This window comes from Sinomicrobium endophyticum (assembly GCF_052983315.1).
This window is the reverse complement of sequence record NZ_JBRKIS010000024.1, coordinates 41,453-60,786: the sequence shown is the minus strand read 5'-3', so window position 1 is coordinate 60,786 and position 19,334 is coordinate 41,453. Positions and strand designations below refer to the sequence as shown.

Below are 19,334 nucleotides of genomic sequence, written 5' to 3'. Positions count from 1 at the left end.
TTATTTTCCCATTACACTAAAGCCTGTGTCCCAACTTTGGCACCATGGCATTTTTCCAGGCATAAAAATCTCCTGCGATAATATGCTTCCGTGCTTCGCGAACCAACCAGAGATAAAATCCGAGGTTATGTATTGTTGCAATTTGTTTGCCAAGATACTCATTTGCCGCAAAAAGATGCCTCAAATACGCTTTGGAATATTCGGTATCCACAAAAGTGATCCCCATTTCGTCTACCGGGGAAAAATCGTCTTCCCACTTTTTGTTCTTTATATTGATGATGCCATTTGCCGTAAACAGCATTCCGTTACGCGCATTCCTGGTAGGCATTACACAGTCGAACATATCCACGCCCAATGCAATATTTTCCAGTATATTTACCGGTGTTCCTACTCCCATCAGATACCGGGGTTTATCTTCGGGCAGTATGTTGCAAACCACTTCAGTCATGGCGTACATTTCTTCTGCCGGCTCTCCTACGGACAACCCTCCAATAGCATTCCCTTCTGCACCGACCCCGGCAATGTATTCTGCGGATTGCTCCCGGAGGTCTTTGTATACCGATCCCTGAACAATCGGGAATAATGACTGACTGAAACCGTATTTTTCGGGTACTTTCTCCAGGTGTTCCACACAGCGATCGAGCCAACGGTGTGTCATATGCATGGAACGCTGTGCGTAACGGTAGTCGCACGGATACGGAGTGCATTCGTCAAAAGCCATAATAATATCGGCCCCGATACTCCGCTGAATTTCCATTACTCTTTCCGGGGAGAAAAAGTGATACGAGCCGTCTATATGAGACTTGAATTTAACACCTTCTTCTTTTATTTTCCGGTTGGCAGACAGGGAATATACCTGATAGCCGCCACTATCCGTAAGTATATTTCTTTCCCATCCCATAAATTTGTGCAGCCCACCGGCCTTTTCCAGGATTTCTATCTGTGGCCGGAGGTAAAGATGATAAGTATTACCCAGGATAATATCCGGGTTAATATCTTCCCGCAACTCTCTTTGGTGTACACCTTTTACCGACGCCACAGTACCCACGGGCATAAAAATAGGAGTTTCGATAACCCCATGCCCCGCATGTATCTTCCCTGCCCTGGCCTTACTTGCAGGGTCGTTTGCTTGTAACTCGAACTTCATAAAAAATATCAATCAGTCGGCAAAGATAGGAATATTTTAAAGTTGGAAGCACGAAGCTCGAAGCTCGAAGTCTTGGCATACAAACTCCTGACTTCATGCTTCGAGCTTCGTGCTTCAGGCTTCGCACTTCCACCCAAATCCAACAAATTATTTGTGAAACCCTGAAAACTAACACGAAAATCCTTTGGGGGAAGCTTATTTTAAGTTTATTTTTGCCAGGGAATAATTTCAACTATTAAAAATGTCTAATATTCAACAACTAAACGACTTAGCAACACAGGTTCGCAGGGATATTTTGCGGATGGTTCACAAGGTTAATTCCGGCCATCCGGGAGGATCTCTGGGATGTACAGAGTTTTTCGTAACCCTGTACAACGAGATCATGGAACTGAAAGATGAATTCGATATGGATGGTAAAGGAGAAGACCTTTTCTTCCTTTCCAACGGGCATATTTCTCCGGTATTCTACAGCGTACTGGCACGAAAGGGATATTTTCCGGTGGAAGAACTCAGCACTTTCCGGATGATAGATTCCCGTCTCCAGGGGCATCCTACCACTCACGAAGGTCTCCCCGGAATACGCGTAGCTTCAGGTTCTCTCGGACAAGGAATGTCCGTAGCCATCGGGGCTGCACTCGCAAAAAAACTGAACAAAGACAACCACCTGGTATACAGTCTGCACGGTGATGGCGAATTACAGGAAGGACAAAACTGGGAAGCCATTATGTATGCTTCGGCATATAAGGTGGACAACTATATCGCAACCGTAGATTACAACGGCCAGCAGATAGACGGGGCAACAAATGATGTTCTCCCCATGGGTGACCTCAAAGCCAAATTCGAAGCCTTCGGATGGGATGTTATGGAAATTAAAGAAGGTAACAATACAGAAGCCGTAATAAAAGGCATGAAAGAGGCCAAAACCAGGACCGGAAAAGGAAAACCGGTATGCGTACTTCTTCATACGGTAATGGGTAACGGTGTGGACTTTATGATGTACACCCATGCATGGCACGGGAAAGCGCCTAACGACGAACAACTGGAAAAAGCCCTGGCCCAAAACCCGGAAACCTTAGGGGATTATTAATCCGTAGATTCGTGTACAGATGCACGGCCATGCGTCTCAATCCAGAGAAGGCCGTAGGTCTCTAACCGTTCCCTGAAAAATCCATTTAACAGAAAAACCAAGATGAAAAAATATACAGATACAGGAAAAAAAGACACCAGAAGCGGATTCGGAGCCGGGATGACTGTCCTGGGCCGTACTAACCCCAATGTGGTGGCTCTTTGCGCCGACCTTATAGGATCTTTGAAGATACAGGAGTTTATCGATGAAAACCCGGAACGCTTTTTCCAGGTTGGTATTGCCGAAGCAAATATGATGGGGATTGCCGCCGGGCTTACCATAGGTGGTAAAATACCGTTTACCGGTACTTTTGCCAACTTTTCTACCGGAAGGGTTTACGACCAGATTCGTCAGTCCATTGCCTATTCGGACAAAAATGTAAAAATATGCGCTTCCCACGCCGGGCTTACCCTGGGAGAGGATGGTGCTACACACCAGATACTGGAAGATATAGGACTCATGAAAATGCTTCCGGGCATGACCGTGATAAACCCTTGCGACTACAACCAGACCAAGGCTGCGACCATAGCCATAGCCGAACATGAAGGACCGGTTTACCTCCGTTTCGGAAGGCCAAGTGTAGCCAACTTTACTCCGGAAGATCAAAAATTTGAAATAGGTAAGGCCATTCTTCTCAACGAAGGGACAGACGTTACCATTATTGCTACCGGCCACCTGGTATGGGAATCTCTCCTGGCCGCCGAAGCCCTGGAAGCCAAAGGTATTTCTGCCGAAGTGATCAACATACACACTATAAAACCGCTGGATGAAGAGGCCATACTGGCTTCTGTTGCAAAAACCGGTTGTGTGGTTACTGCGGAAGAACATAACTACTACGGCGGACTGGGCGAAAGCGTAGCAAGAGTACTGGTAAAAAACCAGCCCGCCCCCCAGGAATTCATAGCTACAAACGACACTTTCGGAGAAAGCGGAACTCCCGCCCAGCTCATGGAAAAATACGGCCTGAACAATAAAGCCATAGAAAAAGCCGTTGAAAAGGTACTGAAGAGAAAGTAGACTTTTCCTTATTAAGGGAATACACCTGCTAAAAAAGTAATTATTTTTTAACCGTCCCGGACGAAAAATACTCCGGGAATTAAACCGTTCCTATGAAAAGATCGCTTTTAATTATTGCTATGCTTTTTGTCAGCGCTGCCGGGTTTTCCCAAATCGACTTTGGTGTAAAGGCCGGTTTTAACTACAACAAAACAGGAGACCTCAAAGACCAGGCAGAAAATGCCATCCTGGACGGCGGAAGCGGAAAAGCCGGATTTCACGCCGGAGTATGGCTCCGCGGAAATGTACCTATTATAGGTCTGTACCTGCGCCCGGAATTTATGTATACCCAGATCAGCAGCGAATACGAATATCAGGGTGACAAAGGGAATTTTGACCTGCAAAAACTCGATGTGCCGATTCTTATCGGTAAAAAATTCCTCGGTTTTGCACATGCCTTTATCGGGCCCTCTTTTCAATTCGTGGTAGATTCCGACTTTGATGCGGAGGATATTCAGGATATTGACACAGACAGCTTTACCCTGGGCATGCAAATGGGACTAGGCGTAGAATTCGGCAGTCTCGGTCTTGATGTCCGATGGGAAAGAGGACTCTCTGACTCCGAAGCTAAAATCGTGGGCAACAACAGTGACAACTTAACGATAGACAGCAGACCTAACCAGGTTATTTTTGGTTTGTCTTATAAGTTTTAGTGAAATCGCAACTCACTAACAGTAAAAAAAAAACGGTCTGAATTGGATTTTTCAGACCGTTTTTTATTTTCCTTTTTCCAAACCTCATCAATCCTCTTCTTCCTCCTTTATTTCCCGCACTCTCAAAAGATCAACGGTAAAAGCTATGGGCGTATAGGCCGGAATACTACCAGAACCGGAATAATATCCTAATCCGGCAGGCATAAACACCATTCCTATACCATAATTCCCGCTAATAACATAAGTACCGTCCTCTTCATTGATTTCTATCTTTCCACCCGACTTCAATGCAGGCATAAATTCCCGGAAACCGCGGATATTATTGGACAGGTTAAACCATACCGGTGTATTGCTGTTATCAAAGATAAAATCGTTCAGTAAAAAACCTTTGTACCTTACCAAGGTAGAATCCGTAGTCTTGGTAGCGGGAATACTATCATTGTCCCCCTGTCTTGCCACAAGGTAATACAACGTATGGTCGAGGGTCTCGTCTGCCGAGATCTCCACTGCTATGGTCTTTTCCTCTATCCGGTCCATCAGAGATTCCTTATTACTATTCTCTCCGGCAATGGTATCGATGACTATCTTGAAGTCAAAACCTGTACTCTCGGCATAGGTAGAGTCTTCAGCAGCTGCCTGGAACTCTTCGTAATTATAAAAGTGGGTGCTCAGGTATTCCCGGATATCCGCATCGTTTTCCGCTGCCACCTCGGCAGGGTCCCGAACCTCGACACCACCTCCGTTATCATCCTTTCTGCACGATCCCAGCAGGATCAATGCCCCTATTGCAACCAAACCAAGTCTGTTTATCTTCATCATTGTTAAAAAAATTGAATGCGCAAGATACAATTTTCTGTAAATTTGTTTTTATTAATTAACGTAGATTTTCCGTTAGCGTATGCGTATTGATAAGTATTTGTGGTGTGTCCGCTATTACAAGACGAGAAATATTGCCACCGAAGCCTGTAAAAAAGGACATATAGAAGTCAACGGCCAGACCGTAAAACCTTCCAGGGAGGTCTTTCCGGCCGACAAGATAAAACTCCGGAAGAACCAGATCCACTACGAACTTACCGTTCTGGATATCCCTCCAAGCCGGGTCGGGGCAAAACTGACGGATATATACCGGAGAGATACCACGCCGGCCGAAGCTTTTGAAAACGCGGAACTCCTGAAATATGCAAAGGAACATTATCGCAAAAAAGGAACGGGAAGGCCTACCAAAAAAGACCGGAGGGATATCGACGACTATGTAGAGAACGATCCGGAAGATTCTGCCCCGGAGTAACTAATATCGATACTATACCATGGATATTACCACCGAAAAATATTGGGCGGACCGGTACAATTCCGGTACCGACAGATGGGATATAGGCAATATATCCACCCCTATAAAAGCCTATACAGACCAACTGGAGAACAAAAACCTGAAAATACTCATTCCCGGTGCGGGAAATGGCTATGAAGCGGAATACCTGTTCCGGAGCGGTTTTAAAAATGTATACATCCTGGATTTTGCTTTACCGCCATTATTGCGATTTAAGGAACGGGTACCAGACTTTCCGGAAACCAGGCTCATCCACCGGGATTTCTTCACTCTTGAAATGTCTTTTGACCTTATCCTGGAACAGACCTTTTTCTGCGCGATTCCACCCGGGGCCAGACCGGAATATGCCCGCAAAATGCATCAATTACTACATCCCGGAGGAAAACTGGCAGGATTGTTATTTGATTTCCCGCTAACTGAAGAAGGCCCGCCTTTTGGCGGCGATAAACAGGAGTATCAGAATTATTTCTCTCCTTATTTTGACGTTATCACTATGGAACGCTGCTATAATTCCATAAAACCAAGAGAAGGCAGGGAACTCTTCTTTATATGCGACTCAAAAGAACCCGAAACAGTATCGGGATACTAAAAGAGTTTTCACCCGGTATATGCACATGTCATTTTAATCGGTAAATTTGTTATTCTTATCAAACAGAAAAGTTATGACCATTACGGAAAACAAGATACTCAACCACGAAGAGATAGAACACAAAATACGGAGGATCGCTTACCAGATATACGAAACCTTTGTAGATGAAGAAGAGATCATTGTTGCGGGCATTGTTTCTGCCGGCCTGACTTTCGCTGAAAAAATCGCGGCTACTTTAAGCAATATTTCCGATATAAAAGTAACCCTATGCGAGGTTACGGTAGATAAGGTAAACCCGACAAACCCGGTTAAGACCTCGCTTCCGGAAAGCGCTTACCAGGACAAGGCCGTGGTACTGATTGACGACGTTCTCAATTCCGGGGCCACATTGATATACGGGGTAAAACACTTTTTAAACGTACCTCTTAAAAAATTAAAAACCGCGGTACTCATAGACAGGAACCACAAGCGTTACCCCATTAAAGCGGATTTTAAAGGCATTTCCCTCTCCACTTCCCTCCAGGAACATGTAAGCGTGGAATTCGGTGAAGAGGAAAACTTCGCATATTTACAATAATCACCTATACGATCCTGGATACTATCTCATCTGCTATTGTCTCCACGGGACGGCCATCTACCTGTACGCTGTAATTTGCCTTCATGTAGAAAAAGTTTCTTTCAAAGAGATGTTTCCGTATGAACTCCTCCAGTTCATTGCCGGAAAGATGCTTTATTAAAGGCCTGTGTTCTTTTTCCTTTGAAAGACGAGCAGTGAGTTCGTCAATGGATGCCCTCAGATAGACAATCTTATCCGTAGCTTCCTGTATATATTCCATATTACTACCGTAACAGGGAGTACCGCCCCCAAGGGCAACAACCATGTCTCCTCCATTGGCAAAAAGCTCTTCCAGGTGACGGTTTTCCACTTTGCGAAAATATATTTCTCCTTTCTCACGAAAAATCTCCGGGATGCTTTTCTGCTCCTTTTCTTCTATATAATCGTCCATATCCACAAATTTCAGGGATAATTTTTCGGCTAGTTTACTTCCAACGGCACTTTTACCGCTTCCCATATATCCAATCAATACAATTACCATAAAACTTTAATCTATTTAAAAACAATATGTTATATTTCTCATCTAAAAAAAACACAAATTTATATCAAAATCACCTTGAAAAATAAATTATTGATGTTATATTTGCACCCGCCTACCGAGAAGGAGGCTTACCGCCAGCAACGGCGGGCAATCTGCCTGAAAAGGCAGTTCTTTGAATGACCTGGTAGCTCAGTTGGTAGAGCATCTCCCTTTTAAGGAGAGGGTCCTGGGTTCGAGCCCCAGCCAGGTCACTGTAAAATTTATATCCCGGTTCTCCGTAAGCAACCGGAAAAACAATAAGTGTTCTTTGCATTATTCTGAAATAATGATTTAATCTTAATTGACCTGGTAGCTCAGCTGGTAGAGCATCTCCCTTTTAAGGAGAGGGTCCTGGGTTCGAGCCCCAGCCAGGTCACTTTTTTTTAGCTCACGTGGTGAAATTGGTAGACACGCCATCTTGAGGGGGTGGTGTTCGCAAGGACGTGCTGGTTCGAATCCAGTCGTGAGCACACAAATACTTCAAAACCCCTGTTCGCAACCGGGGTTTCTTTTTTAAGACATTTCCGCCCTCCTTTGCACATCAAATAAATAGTTTTCAAGTATATGTATTTCCAAAATTCTCCTGTTTGATAAAAAAGGGATCGAAAAAAAACAGATTACACCCACTTACTCCACAATTAACCTGTCTAACATATCCCTGACTTTATCACTGTCCCATGCAGCAACTCCTTTCTTACCGACTACAATATCCCCGTTTTTATCCAATACCCAGGTAACCGGAATACTCGAAGAATACATTTTTTCCGGCACACTGGTCACCGGGAAATAAGCCGGGACATCCCATCCTTTCCGCATGAGAAACTCCTCTACTACTTCCGGTTCTTCCCCGGTTACAAAAAGAAAGACCACCTTATCTTCGTAATCTCTGTACAACCGGTGCAAAGCGGGCATTTCAGCAATACAGGGAGGGCACCAGGTAGCCCAGAAGTTTACCAATACCACCTTGCCCCGCGCATCGTTAAAATCATACATTCCTCCATCTAATGTCCGCAAATCCCAGCGATAGCTGCCAATATTTTTCCTGTTCTCTTCCGGGGTCTGCGAAGGACTGAAAGCCACCAGCCTGTTCACCCATATTTTCACAGCCGTACCAACGGGGGTAAACAGGACAAGCACCGCAAACACCAGCAGGAAAAGATTAGATACCTGGTTTTTTGACATTTTCATCATGCACACGCTTTACATACAGACCACTATCATACTCTCCATTATTGCAGCAAGGTATCGAGCAACTGCCTTATTCCGGCATTATCCCAATCCGCTATTCCATCGCTCTCTGCTGCTATATATCCGTTTTTATCTATAATATACCCGGAAGGCACCTTTTTGGCATCCAGAGGCATTTTTTCGCCTATTATAAGATATGTGACCGGAAACGAATATCCTCTCTTCTCCATAAGTTCCATAACAGGCTCTTTTTCCTCATTTGTAATTACATAAAAATCCACCTTATCCTTATAAGCATCATAGAGCTTCTGAATACTTTTTCTTTCCGCGATCGACGGGACACGCCAGGAAGCCCAGAAATTCACAAAAACAACACGTCCATCGGACTCATTAAAGTTAAATACCTTCCAATTCTCATCCTTTAATTTCCAGTCATAGCCGGAAATCTTTTCACGATCCCGAGGTTCTATAATTTCGGGTTTCGGTGAAAATAATCTGCTGAGCAGAATTTTACTCTCAAACCCTAAAGGAGTAACAAAGAAAGACAGCACAAATAATATAAGCAGGATATTCTTAACCGTTCTTTTTTTCATGGTTGAACTTTTATTTGAATTATTACACTGGCGTCCTGCCTTTCGGAAAACTCCCGCTACAAAAATAAAAAACTCCCGAAACCGGGAGTTTTTTACAAAATTATATTTCAGTTATTTTATCCATTAAGCCTTTCCGGCCGCGATAAGGTTCAATGCCGAACCTGCCCTGAACCAGGCTATCTGGCCTTCGTTATAGCTATGGTTTGTCACAATCACATCTTTGCTCCCGTCACCGTGAACCACTTCTATGGTCACAGGCTTGCCAGGTGCAAATCCTTCGAGATCCACAAAGTTGAACGTGTCGTCTTCCTGTATCAGGTCGTAATCTGCTTCATTAGCAAATGTAAGACCAAGCATACCCTGCTTCTTGAGGTTAGTTTCGTGAATACGTGCAAACGATTTTACAAGTACCACTTTTACACCGAGGTGACGTGGCTCCATCGCAGCGTGCTCACGGGAAGAACCTTCTCCATAGTTATGGTCTCCAACTACTACGGTAGGAATTCCCGCAGCTTTGTATTCTCTTTGTGTATCCGGCACACCACCGTATTCTCCTGTGAGCTGGTTTTTCACAAAGTTTGTCTTCATATTGTATGCGTTCACAGCGCCGATAAGACAGTTATTGGAAATATTATCCAGGTGACCACGATAACGCAACCAGGGTCCTGCCATGGAAATATGGTCCGTAGTACATTTACCGTAAGCTTTGATAAGCAATCTGGCTCCGGTAATATTTTTCCCGTCCCAGGGCTCAAAAGGCGTTAACAGTTGCAGACGTTCGGAAACAGGAGACACTACAACCTCAACACTGCTTCCGTCTTCTGCCGGAGCCTGGTACCCTGCATCTTCAACAGCAAAACCTTCCGGAGGAAGTTCATACCCTCTTGGTTCGTCCAGCATCACTTCTTCTCCCTCTTCGTTAATAAGCTTGTCTTTCAACGGATTGAAATCGAGCCTTCCGGAGATAGCAATTGCGGTTACCAGCTCGGGAGAACCTACGAAAGCCAGGGTGTTAGGGTTACCATCCGCACGCTTTGCAAAGTTCCTGTTAAAGGAATGTACAATCGTATTACGCTCTTCTTTTTCAGCTCCTGCACGGTCCCACATACCGATACACGGTCCGCATGCATTGGCAAATACCGTAGCACCGATTTTATTGAACGTATCGATAAATCCGTCCCTTTCGATAGTGTAACGCACCTGCTCCGATCCGGGAGTTATAGTGAAGTTTGATTTTGTTTTTAATTTTTTATCCGATACCTGTTGGGCAAGTGATGCTGCCCTTGAAATATCTTCGTAAGAAGAGTTGGTACAGGATCCTATAAGTCCGTACTCGACTTTCAGCGGCCAGTCATTTTCTTTTGCCGCTTCTTTCATTTTGGATATCGGTGTAGCCAGGTCCGGAGTAAAAGGACCGTTCAGGTGAGGTTCGAGCTCGGAAAGGTTGATCTCTATAACCTGGTCGAAATACTGCTCCGGATTTGCATACACTTCCGGATCGGCAGTAAGATAATCTTTTACTTTATTGGCCGCATCGGCTACATCTTCACGTCCTGTTGAACGCAGATACCTGTCCATCGACTCATCATAACCGAAGGTCGAAGTAGTTGCACCCACTTCCGCACCCATGTTACAAATGGTTCCTTTACCGGTACAGGACATCGCCTTGGCTCCTTCTCCGAAATATTCTACGATAGCGCCAGTCCCTCCTTTTACAGTAAGGATCCCGGCAACTTTAAGGATAACGTCTTTGGGAGCAGTCCACCCGGAAAGTTTACCGGTTAACTTTACTCCTATCAGTTTAGGAAATTTCAATTCCCATGCCATTCCGGCCATTACATCCACCGCGTCGGCACCACCAACACCAATGGCGATCATACCCAGTCCTCCGGCATTTACCGTATGCGAATCGGTACCGATCATCATACCTCCGGGGAAAGCGTAGTTTTCCAGTACAACCTGGTGAATAATACCGGCACCCGGCTTCCAGAAGCCGATGCCATACTTATTGGATACCGACCCGAGAAAGTCAAATACCTCATTACTGGTTTCGTTGGCTCTTTTAAGATCCTTGTCCGCACCTACTTTGGCCTGGATAAGGTGGTCACAATGCACAGTGGTGGGAACGGCCGCCTGGGGTTTTCCAGCTCGCATAAACTGCAACAACGCCATTTGTGCAGTAGCGTCCTGGCAGGCTATCCGGTCCGGGGCAAAATCCACATAATCCGTACCTCTCTCAAATGCCTTAGTGGGATTACCATCCCAAAGGTGGGCATACAAAATCTTTTCGGATAAGGTCAGCGGCTTACCTACCACTTCACGAGCTTTGTCCACCCGCTCGGCGATTCCAGCGTAGACCTTTTGAATCATATCAATATCAAAAGCCATTGTCTATAAAGTTTTTTATTTTGAAAGTCCAGCAAAAATACGAAATCGCCAACACTTTTTAAAGTTTTTAATATCTCCTTTTCTTTGCCTCGCAATTCGCAATAAAACCTCCCGAAAAACTTACAATTTTACGCATTTGATATTTTGAACATATGCAAAATACAAATTTGTTAATATACGGATATAGCATACCGCAAAATCCGGCTATTGATTTTATTTATAAGGGAATAATCAAACGAAATTTTAAGAGATTGTTAAGCCCGGGAGAATTACATCTTTGATAAAAGCACTTACTTTTCCTTCCCACCGAAAAGGGGTTTTCCGGCAATAATATCCGAAAGGTAAACGATCTGAAAACCCGGCCCTGGGTTTAATGATTTTCACCACGAAGCCTACCCCCAGTTAAACGCAATCTCTTTTTTTATATCCGGGTGAAGGCTGTAGTGTACGGGACAGGTATTTGCTGTATTTTCGAGAATTTTCTTTGTCTTGTCGTCGGGGTTCACCGCAAAGCGAAAAACCACTTTTATCTCCGAAATCCGCCTTGGCGCAGCAGCCATGGTCTTGGTAACCTCCGCCGTGGTCCCGGCGAGATCCACTCCCAGTTCACGAGCCTTAATTCCCATTACCGTAAGCATACAACCGGCCAGCGCCGTAGCTACCGTATCGGTAGGGGAAAACGCTTCTCCTTTACCGTTATTATCGGTCGGGGCATCGGTAATAAATATGTTTCCCGACTGCAAATGCTCGCATTCGGTCCTCAGATCTCCTTTATAAGTTACTTTTGAAGTCATTTTACCTCTTCTATTTCGAGTTTATCCGTATATCGGACTATGTACGCCCCGTTGTTGTAATATCCTCCCAGGGATTTTTTATGATACTTGAATTTGTTCTCCACATATTCGGTCTCTCCTATAGCCGAAGTAGTACTATACAGATCCTTATTATACGCGAGTCTCAGGATAACGTCCAGGGTAAGATCATACCCCCTTGCAGCATAACGGTTCGGAGAAATACCGAACCTTTCGGCATACGCCTTTACAAAAGCCCCTTCTCCGGAAGAAGCCTTATCCACAGTGGGATAGTGAAAATTCAGATTTGCCAGGTGAAAATTGGAAACACTTTCGGAATCATAGGCATTTCCTTTTTTTGTGGTAAACATGGTTATTTTGCGTTTGTCCGACCTCGCAGAGTTCAACACTCCGGTGACATTTGTCAACATCACAATATCTCCGGTCTCTACTATCACCCAGTTCTCTTTTGTTTCACTGAGTATTTTCTGCAGATCATCGAGCCTTATAAATTTGTCTTCGGTAGGACTGAGCACTTTTACCCCCGGTAATTCCTGTTGCAGTTTTTCGCGCACACCCGCATTCCCGGAATCGGCAATGACAATTACCTGCCTGTCCCCTACGCGCGATTTGATATACCCTATCATCTTATCCCGCAGCACATGATCGTCCGGAACCGTCTGAAATATATTATTCAGAGGTTTTACATTTCCGGAGAACGGCAGAAATACGGGAACACCCCTTACGCCTGCAGCCACTTCGTTAAAAGGTGTGGTAAGAAACGGCCCTATAACAGCATCTACATCTTTAAAATCGTTTGCTGTCAGCAACCTGCCCGTACCCGTGATACTCGCCCTGCTATCCAGCACCTTTACATCGACAGATATACCAAGTTGTTTTGCAGAATCCAGTGCGGCAAGCGCCCCGGTATAAAAATCCAGAGAACGACTTAACAGTTTACTGCTCTTTACCTTTTGCCTGAGATCATCTCCTTCTGCTATTTCGTTCAGTTTAAAAGGAAGCACCAGTGCTACGTTGGTTTTGGCCCTGCGATCAATGCTATCCACCAGGTGGAATTTCTCCGTAACCACTCCGTCTTCCACTTCCAGGTCGGCAGAAATGGATTTTGGTAGTTTGAGCACCATTCCTTCTTTAAGCCCCCCTTCCTTTAATTCGGGATTCAACCCTTCCAGTTCTTCACGGGTTACGCCCAGTTTCACTTTAAGCCTGTAAAACCCCTCTTTAGGCAGCACTACATAATAATTATGCGAATCGTCTATGGGTTTTTCTTCATTATCCGGATGGTCGGGCACCATGACTTCCTGCCCTTCCCGCAATACATCCCCCATACCCGGGTTCAGGTCTTCCAGTTCCTCAATGGTGATACCGTGCTTATAAGCTACCCGCCATTTACCTTCCTTAGCCTCCACCACGTAGGTTTTGGTATTGTCCGGTTCCGGATCTTTAAACACCTCTACCGCCTGGTATTCAAACCTTGGTATCCGGATCTTTTCTCTCTTTTTGAGTTGCCTGCCGTATAGTTCTTTGTTGTATTTTTTAATATCGTCTACACCAACATTATACAATTGCGCTATGCTGTAAAGTGTTTCTTTGCGCCTTACTTTGTGCGTAATGAAGGACACCACCTCCTGAGTCATGGATTCTCCGTCCGCCTTTGCCTTGTCGGAAACGGGAATTATTAAAATGGTGTTTACCGCGAGACCGTTCTTTACCTCCGGGTTCAACCGGATGATATCCGAAGAGCTCACCTGGTATTTCCTGGCAATACTTTCTACTGTCTCTCCTTTTTTTACCGCATGCGTATCAAAGTCCTGCGCATGCACAAAAGAACCAAAAAATACCAGCAGTAAGAAAACAACAAATTTGTTCATCTATCTTCTATTTTTTTTAAATCATTCGAACCGGACCGGGTTAGCAGACTTACATTACTCCCATTCTATGGTGGCCGGAGGTTTGGAGCTTATGTCATACACTACTCTATTAACGCCTTTTACCCTATTTATTATATCATTAGAGGTCTTTTGCAGAAAATCGTAAGGCAGATTTACCCAATCGGCAGTCATACCGTCCGTGCTCTCCACAGCCCTCAGGGCAACGCATTTTTCATAAGTACGTTCGTCTCCCATAACTCCTACGGAATTCACCGGGAGCAGGATAGCACCTGCCTGCCATACCTTATCATAGAGTCCCCAGTTCTTTAAACCGTTGATGAAAATTTCATCCACTTCCTGTAAAATACGAACTTTTTCCGGGGTAATGTCTCCCAGAATACGTATAGCCAGTCCGGGACCGGGAAAAGGATGTCTTCCCAGCAAACCGGCATCCATATCCATAGACGCCCCTACTCTTCTCACTTCATCTTTAAACAACATACGAAGGGGCTCCACCACTTTCAATTTCATAAAATCCGGCAATCCACCTACGTTGTGGTGACTTTTTATGGTTGCGGACGGACCGTTTACCGAAATAGATTCGATCACGTCCGGGTAAATAGTTCCCTGCCCGAGCCATTTTACATTTTTTATTTTATGCGCTTCATCGTCAAAAACCTCAATAAACGTACGTCCTATGGCCTTTCGTTTTAACTCCGGGTCTTCTACCCCTGCAAGAGCACTCAAAAAGCGTTCCGAAGCATCCACGCCGGTCACATTTAAATCCATACCTTCGTAACGCTCCAGCACTTTTTCAAATTCGTTTTTGCGTAGCAGTCCGTTATTTACAAAGATACAGTGCAGGTTTTCCCCTATGGCTCTGTGCAGCAATACGGCTGCCACGGAAGAATCCACACCTCCGGACAACGCGAGCACCACTTTGTCATTGCCGAGTTGTTCTTTCAACGCATTTACCGTCATATCCACAAAATTATCCGGTGTCCAGGTCTGCGCTACCCCGGCAATTTTCACGAGGAAATTTTCCAGTATTTTTTTCCCGTCGGTAGAGTGGTATACTTCCGGGTGGAATTGTATGGCATAGGTGGTTTCTCCTTCTATTTTATATGCCGCATTTTCCACGTCGGCAGTACTTGCCAGTTTTCTGGCATTATCGGGTAAGGCCTTAATAGTATCGCTATGGCTCATCCACACCTGTGTTCCCGGAACAACTCCTTCGAAGAAAAGTTCTCCTTCTACGATATGGGACAGGTTTGCCCGGCCGTATTCGCGGGTATTGGAAGGCTCTACGCTGCCCCCGCCAAAATGAGCAAGATATTGCGCGCCGTAACACACCCCCAACAGCGGTATTTTTCCGCGTATGGCAGACAAATCCGGATGCGGAGCATCTTCTGCCCGAACCGAGAACGGGCTTCCGGAAAGGATCACCGCTTTGTAGCGTGAAATATCGTCGGGTAAATTATTGAATGGATGAATTTCGCAGTAAATATTGAGCTCGCGAACCCTTCGAGCGATGAGTTGTGTATACTGCGAACCGAAATCTAAAATAAGTACGTCGTGTTGCATGCGCAAAAATACTACTAAATATCAAAAATCAAATCTCAAATCCCAATTTCCGTCCTTTTAATTATTCACAAAAGTACGAAGCTCCTTTTTTCGGGCTATTTCATTGTATCCAGGATCATTTTTATATCTTCTTCGGTGGTATCGGGATTTATAAAACAAAAACGGGAAACGGTCTCGTATTCCTCCCCGTTTTTCCATTTGGTGGGAGTAACGAGCGCCAGGCCTGCCTTGTGGTTTTTATATGTCCAGTTGGTATAATCTTCCGGCACCCAACCTTTCCGGCGATAGAGCACACAGGAAAGACTCGGTTCCCGGACGAGTTCCAGGTCGGGATCTTTCTCAATTAGCCTTCCGGCTATCTTTGCAAGTTCTATACCCCGTTCCACGGCTTCCTTATACATCCCGGTGCCGTGCATTGCCAGTGAAAACCACAGGGGTAATCCCCGCACCCTCCTGGTAAGCTGTATCTGGTAGTCGGCGGGATTAAAACCGCGCGCGCCCTCATCTTTAAAAATATCCAGGTAAGACCCTTCCTGCGCATGGGCCTGCCTGGCAAGTTCCGGGTTTTTATAGATCACGGCGCCACAATCATATGGCGAAAAAAGCCATTTATGCGGATCTATGGTAATACTGTCGGCCTTCTCTATTCCCAGGAACAAATGCCTTACCGAATCGGCAGCCAGGGCACCTCCCCCGTAAGCGGCATCTACATGGAACCACAGGTTTTCTTTTTCACATATCGCAGCTATACCTTCCAGGTCATCAATAATTCCCGCATTGGTTGTTCCCCCCGTAGCTACTACGGCAAACAACCTGTTTCTCTGTTCCGGAGACAGGTTTTCTATGGTTCCCCGAAGACCTTCCCCGGTAAGCCTGTCTTCCGAATCTACCAGGTGCACATCGGCATCAATCACTTTGGCCATCGCTTTAATGGATGAATGAGCACCGACAGAGGTGATCACCACTCCCCTATCCCTGGCATGTTCCCCGGAAACCGATCGCCAGTTTTCACGGGCAGTAACCATCGCGGACAGGTTAGCGGCAGTTCCTCCGCTGGTAAATACCCCGAAAGCCCCTTTCGGGAGCCCGGTCAGGGACACCAGCCATTTCATCGCTTCGTTTTCGCAATATATGCCGCCCGCTCCCTCCATCCAGTAAGCTCCATGAATACTGGAAGCCGAGGTAACCAGGTCGAACATCACCGCTGCACGCGTAGGGGAAGCAGGTACAAAGGCAAGATGTCTCGGATGATCTATAGGGACTGTTGCCTTAACCAATATGTCCCGGAACAACTGAAAGGCTTTTTCCCCTCCGATTCCTTCCGGGGTAATGGTTTCTCCGACCAGCCTGCGAAGTTCTTCCTCCTTTTTCGGATGCCCCAGTTCCGGAGAGGTCTGGGTAATCCTGTTTATGGCATACTTCATGACATCCAGCGTCATTTCTACCACATCCATATCTATATTATGCATATGTCGATTCTTTTCGCACAAAGATACATTATTGTCCTTTTAGCACTGAACTGTAAAATACGCATATGGAAAATACATATTGTTGTGAAGAATGAAAAATATATCGTAAATTAATGCTCTAAATACACTCCGACCTTATGAATATTCTTGATTCCATACAAAACGACCTGAAAAAAGCAATCGGCAAGCCCAAACACCGTTTTCGCTATTTTTCTATGGCCACCTGCGGTTTGCACGGTCATGTAAGGCAGCGCACACTGGTACTCCGGAATGTGGCAGATGACTTTACGCTTACAGCATATACGGACAGTCGTTCCAAGAAAATGATGCATATCCGGGAAAACAGCGAGGTAAGCCTCCTGTTTTTTAATTCTTCGAAGTTTGTCCAGGTAACCATGACCGCCAATGTACATATAGAAAAAGACGAACAGGTTATACTGGAACTCTGGAACCGGATAAAACCCAGGTCGAGGAAAGATTATATTACGGAATTACCGCCGGGAACCATGATCCAGGACCCTTCGGATGTGGAGCACCAGGACAATATTCACTATTTTACCGTATTGAGACTGGTTCCGGAAAAGATAGAATACGTAAAGCTGCAAAAAATAAACCACCTGCGGATATTGTATACCCGGAAAGGCAATTCCTGGAACAGCAACTATCTCGTACCGTAAACCATCAGAACGTCAGAATACAAAAATCTCCTTCCAGGGGCTTTAACTCCCGGATGAGTCCGGGAATAAGTTTTTCGCCATACTCCAGGTAAAACTGCGAAAAATTTGCCGTTCTTTCCTGCAGGGACTGCCCGGGAAACAATTCGTTCTGTATATCTGTCATCCGGACCACCTGGTCCGATAATTTGCGCTTCTGCGCCTTCAAAAGTCGTTTTTCCAGTTTTTCCAGACCTTTGAGCTGCTTCTCTTCCTGGGCTTTAACAGCATTTAAAAAGGTTTTATCGGTCTTTTCGGCAAGTTCGTACATTCCTTTGAACTGTTCCTGCAGATATTTCTTTTGCGGAGAAAAGTCGATATCAATATCACTTATCTCCCGCACTTTTTTATTGATAAAAGCATCGCGTTTCAGAAACAGTGTGGCCGGGGTAATATTCAGTTTCGCCAGTTTTTCCCGTTGTACAGTGTCTGTTAGCAGAACAGAATTACGTACCAGCAATACGGGAAAGGGTACTTTTTCCTTTTCAAAAAAACCTTTCAACTGCAGCCAGTAAGCTATTTCTCCACCGCCGCCTATATAACAGAGATTGGGTAATACGACCTCCTGGTACAACGGACGGAGCAATACGTTCGGGGAGAACTTCTGCGGCATTTCGTGCAGGTGTTTCAACAATTCGTCTTTCTCCCATTTCATATCCGTATCGTGAACAGAATAACTGTTCCCGTTTTTTTCTATGCGTTCCCTCAGGCCCTTGTCCAGATAAAAAAGATTAATTTCCCTCGGATTCACCTGCAATCCGTAATCATCATCCGTTTCTTTAAGAGCTTCCGAAGTTTCGGAGACACTGTGATAAGCCGTATTCCGAAGCAGGTCATTTTCCGCATACGGAATAAACAGTTTTTTAAGCGCCGGATCATTTCCATCTACAATTACAAGCCCGTATTCACTAAAAAGCTTATTTACCAAAAACCTGGTGGCTTCGGCCAGGCCGGTGTGTTCCAGGTAAGCTTGCCGAAACAGATCTTTCAGATATTCCGCATGCTCTCCCGGTCCGAGTTCGGCAGCAAACAACCGGAATACTTCTTCCAGCCCGTCTGTGGAAAACTCACCTACCGCCCCCCCGGAAGACCTGTTCCAGCGAAAGTTTTTGCCGTGCAAATTAAAATGGTTGATCTCTTCAAAATCATGATCTTCCGTCGCCATCCAGTACACCGGAACAAAATGATAATCCGGGTACTCGGATTTTAAGGTCCGGGCCAGGTTTACGGTAGTGATTATCTTGTATACAAAATAGGCCGGACCGGTAAAAAGGTTTAACTGGTGTCCTGTGGTTACGGTAAACGTATTATCGGAAGATAAGGCCTGCAGGTTAAACAGGGTTTCCCTGGATGTATCCGTGTTTTTATACTGGTCTTCCAGTGCTCCGACCAATACACGACGTGTTCCGGCTGGAAAAGAAGCGTGCTTTTCTTCGATCTGCTCCCGGAAAGCCTTTATTTCCGGAAAACGGCTGTAAAAAGGCTTCAGGGCCTGTTTTTTTTCCGTATAATCACATATCAGCTTCGAAAAATATCCGGTTTTTCTGAATGAAAGACACTCTGCGGGCATAATTTTAATACGAATTTTAGAGGGGTAAAGATAAAATTCTTTGCGGTACGGTTTCTAAAAATTACGTTAAGATGTCAGCACACCCCCCTCCAGGCACACAAGATACTAAACG

18 protein-coding genes and 3 tRNA genes are annotated in these 19,334 nt (G+C 45.2%); 10 read left to right on the top strand and 11 right to left on the bottom strand.

Features of this window, described 5'->3' with window-relative positions; translation table 11 throughout:
- Positions 1-16 precede the first annotated feature (16 nt).
- Positions 17-1,147 (bottom strand): tRNA guanosine(34) transglycosylase Tgt, encoded by a 1,131-nt coding sequence (gene tgt / locus ACVBDU_RS08600; RefSeq protein ID WP_447179339.1) that lies wholly within the window; start codon positions 1,145-1,147, stop codon positions 17-19.
- Between the two features lie 241 nt (positions 1,148-1,388).
- Here tgt and ACVBDU_RS08595 point away from each other — a divergent pair, with 241 nt between their 5' ends.
- From ACVBDU_RS08595 to ACVBDU_RS08585, 3 genes are all read left to right on the top strand, one after another.
- Positions 1,389-2,234, top strand: a complete 846-nt coding sequence (locus tag ACVBDU_RS08595) for a transketolase (RefSeq protein WP_447179338.1) — start codon at positions 1,389-1,391, stop codon at positions 2,232-2,234.
- 102 nt (positions 2,235-2,336) lie between these two features.
- A complete protein-coding gene (locus ACVBDU_RS08590; protein WP_447179337.1) occupies positions 2,337-3,290 on the top strand; it encodes a transketolase family protein in 954 nt (317 codons plus the stop codon).
- A 92-nt stretch (positions 3,291-3,382) separates the two neighbouring features.
- The gene (locus ACVBDU_RS08585; RefSeq protein WP_447179336.1) at positions 3,383-3,982 is read left to right on the top strand and encodes an outer membrane beta-barrel protein; all 600 of its coding nucleotides are present in this window, start codon (positions 3,383-3,385) and stop codon (positions 3,980-3,982) included.
- A gap of 87 nt (positions 3,983-4,069) precedes the next feature.
- Here the strand turns inward: ACVBDU_RS08585 and ACVBDU_RS08580 are convergent, their stop codons facing one another.
- A complete protein-coding gene (locus tag ACVBDU_RS08580) occupies positions 4,070-4,801 on the bottom strand; it encodes an FKBP-type peptidyl-prolyl cis-trans isomerase (protein ID WP_447179335.1) in 732 nt (243 codons plus the stop codon).
- 79 nt (positions 4,802-4,880) lie between these two features.
- Here ACVBDU_RS08580 and hslR point away from each other — a divergent pair, with 79 nt between their 5' ends.
- From hslR to ACVBDU_RS08565, 3 genes are all read left to right on the top strand, one after another.
- Entirely contained in the window at positions 4,881-5,270 is a 390-nt protein-coding gene (gene hslR / locus ACVBDU_RS08575) for an Hsp15 family ribosome-associated heat shock protein (RefSeq protein WP_447179334.1), read from the top strand.
- Between the two features lie 19 nt (positions 5,271-5,289).
- The gene (locus tag ACVBDU_RS08570) at positions 5,290-5,898 is read left to right on the top strand and encodes a methyltransferase domain-containing protein (protein ID WP_447179333.1); all 609 of its coding nucleotides are present in this window, start codon (positions 5,290-5,292) and stop codon (positions 5,896-5,898) included.
- Between the two features lie 79 nt (positions 5,899-5,977).
- Positions 5,978-6,475, top strand: a complete 498-nt coding sequence (locus tag ACVBDU_RS08565) for a phosphoribosyltransferase family protein (protein ID WP_447179360.1) — start codon at positions 5,978-5,980, stop codon at positions 6,473-6,475.
- A gap of 4 nt (positions 6,476-6,479) precedes the next feature.
- Here the strand turns inward: ACVBDU_RS08565 and ACVBDU_RS08560 are convergent, their stop codons facing one another.
- Positions 6,480-6,995 carry a shikimate kinase gene (locus ACVBDU_RS08560; RefSeq protein WP_447179332.1) on the bottom strand — a complete coding sequence of 172 codons (516 nt, stop codon included), beginning with the start codon at positions 6,993-6,995 and terminating at the stop codon, positions 6,480-6,482.
- 178 nt (positions 6,996-7,173) lie between these two features.
- On the opposite strand from ACVBDU_RS08560, the gene ACVBDU_RS08555 reads away from it, so the two are divergent.
- The 3 genes from ACVBDU_RS08555 to ACVBDU_RS08545 all read left to right on the top strand — a co-directional run bounded on the left by ACVBDU_RS08555 (position 7,174) and on the right by ACVBDU_RS08545 (position 7,504).
- Positions 7,174-7,246, top strand: a tRNA-Lys gene (locus ACVBDU_RS08555).
- 91 nt (positions 7,247-7,337) lie between these two features.
- Positions 7,338-7,410, top strand: a tRNA-Lys gene (locus tag ACVBDU_RS08550).
- Positions 7,411-7,420: 10 nt separating this feature from the next.
- A tRNA-Leu gene (locus ACVBDU_RS08545) sits at positions 7,421-7,504 on the top strand.
- 157 nt (positions 7,505-7,661) lie between these two features.
- Here the strand turns inward: ACVBDU_RS08545 and ACVBDU_RS08540 are convergent.
- The 7 genes from ACVBDU_RS08540 to ACVBDU_RS08510 form a co-directional block, all read right to left on the bottom strand.
- The gene (locus ACVBDU_RS08540; protein ID WP_447179331.1) at positions 7,662-8,225 is read right to left on the bottom strand and encodes a TlpA family protein disulfide reductase; all 564 of its coding nucleotides are present in this window, start codon (positions 8,223-8,225) and stop codon (positions 7,662-7,664) included.
- 38 nt (positions 8,226-8,263) lie between these two features.
- Positions 8,264-8,815: a TlpA family protein disulfide reductase gene (locus ACVBDU_RS08535; protein ID WP_447179330.1), complete on the bottom strand. Its 552-nt coding sequence runs from the start codon at positions 8,813-8,815 to the stop codon at positions 8,264-8,266.
- A gap of 123 nt (positions 8,816-8,938) precedes the next feature.
- Positions 8,939-11,203, bottom strand: a complete 2,265-nt coding sequence (locus ACVBDU_RS08530; protein ID WP_447179329.1) for an aconitate hydratase — start codon at positions 11,201-11,203, stop codon at positions 8,939-8,941.
- 392 nt (positions 11,204-11,595) lie between these two features.
- Positions 11,596-11,997 (bottom strand): OsmC family protein, encoded by a 402-nt coding sequence (locus ACVBDU_RS08525; RefSeq protein ID WP_447179328.1) that lies wholly within the window; start codon positions 11,995-11,997, stop codon positions 11,596-11,598.
- Positions 11,994-13,886 (bottom strand): amino acid ABC transporter substrate-binding protein, encoded by a 1,893-nt coding sequence (locus tag ACVBDU_RS08520; protein WP_447179327.1) that lies wholly within the window; start codon positions 13,884-13,886, stop codon positions 11,994-11,996. Before ACVBDU_RS08520 ends, ACVBDU_RS08525 begins: the two co-directional genes overlap by 4 nt.
- Before the next feature lie 54 nt (positions 13,887-13,940).
- Positions 13,941-15,470, bottom strand: coding sequence for a glutamine-hydrolyzing GMP synthase (gene guaA / locus ACVBDU_RS08515; RefSeq protein WP_447179326.1), 1,530 nt, complete (start codon positions 15,468-15,470; stop codon positions 13,941-13,943).
- Between the two features lie 95 nt (positions 15,471-15,565).
- Positions 15,566-16,939 (bottom strand): pyridoxal phosphate-dependent decarboxylase family protein, encoded by a 1,374-nt coding sequence (locus ACVBDU_RS08510; RefSeq protein ID WP_447179325.1) that lies wholly within the window; start codon positions 16,937-16,939, stop codon positions 15,566-15,568.
- Positions 16,940-17,076: 137 nt separating this feature from the next.
- Here ACVBDU_RS08510 and ACVBDU_RS08505 point away from each other — a divergent pair, with 137 nt between their 5' ends.
- Positions 17,077-17,616 carry a pyridoxamine 5'-phosphate oxidase family protein gene (locus ACVBDU_RS08505; protein ID WP_447179324.1) on the top strand — a complete coding sequence of 180 codons (540 nt, stop codon included), beginning with the start codon at positions 17,077-17,079 and terminating at the stop codon, positions 17,614-17,616.
- Between the two features lie 4 nt (positions 17,617-17,620).
- On the opposite strand, the gene bshC is transcribed toward ACVBDU_RS08505, so the two are convergent.
- Positions 17,621-19,222: a bacillithiol biosynthesis cysteine-adding enzyme BshC gene (gene bshC / locus ACVBDU_RS08500; RefSeq protein ID WP_447179323.1), complete on the bottom strand. Its 1,602-nt coding sequence runs from the start codon at positions 19,220-19,222 to the stop codon at positions 17,621-17,623.
- Between the last annotated feature and the right edge of the window lie 112 nt (positions 19,223-19,334).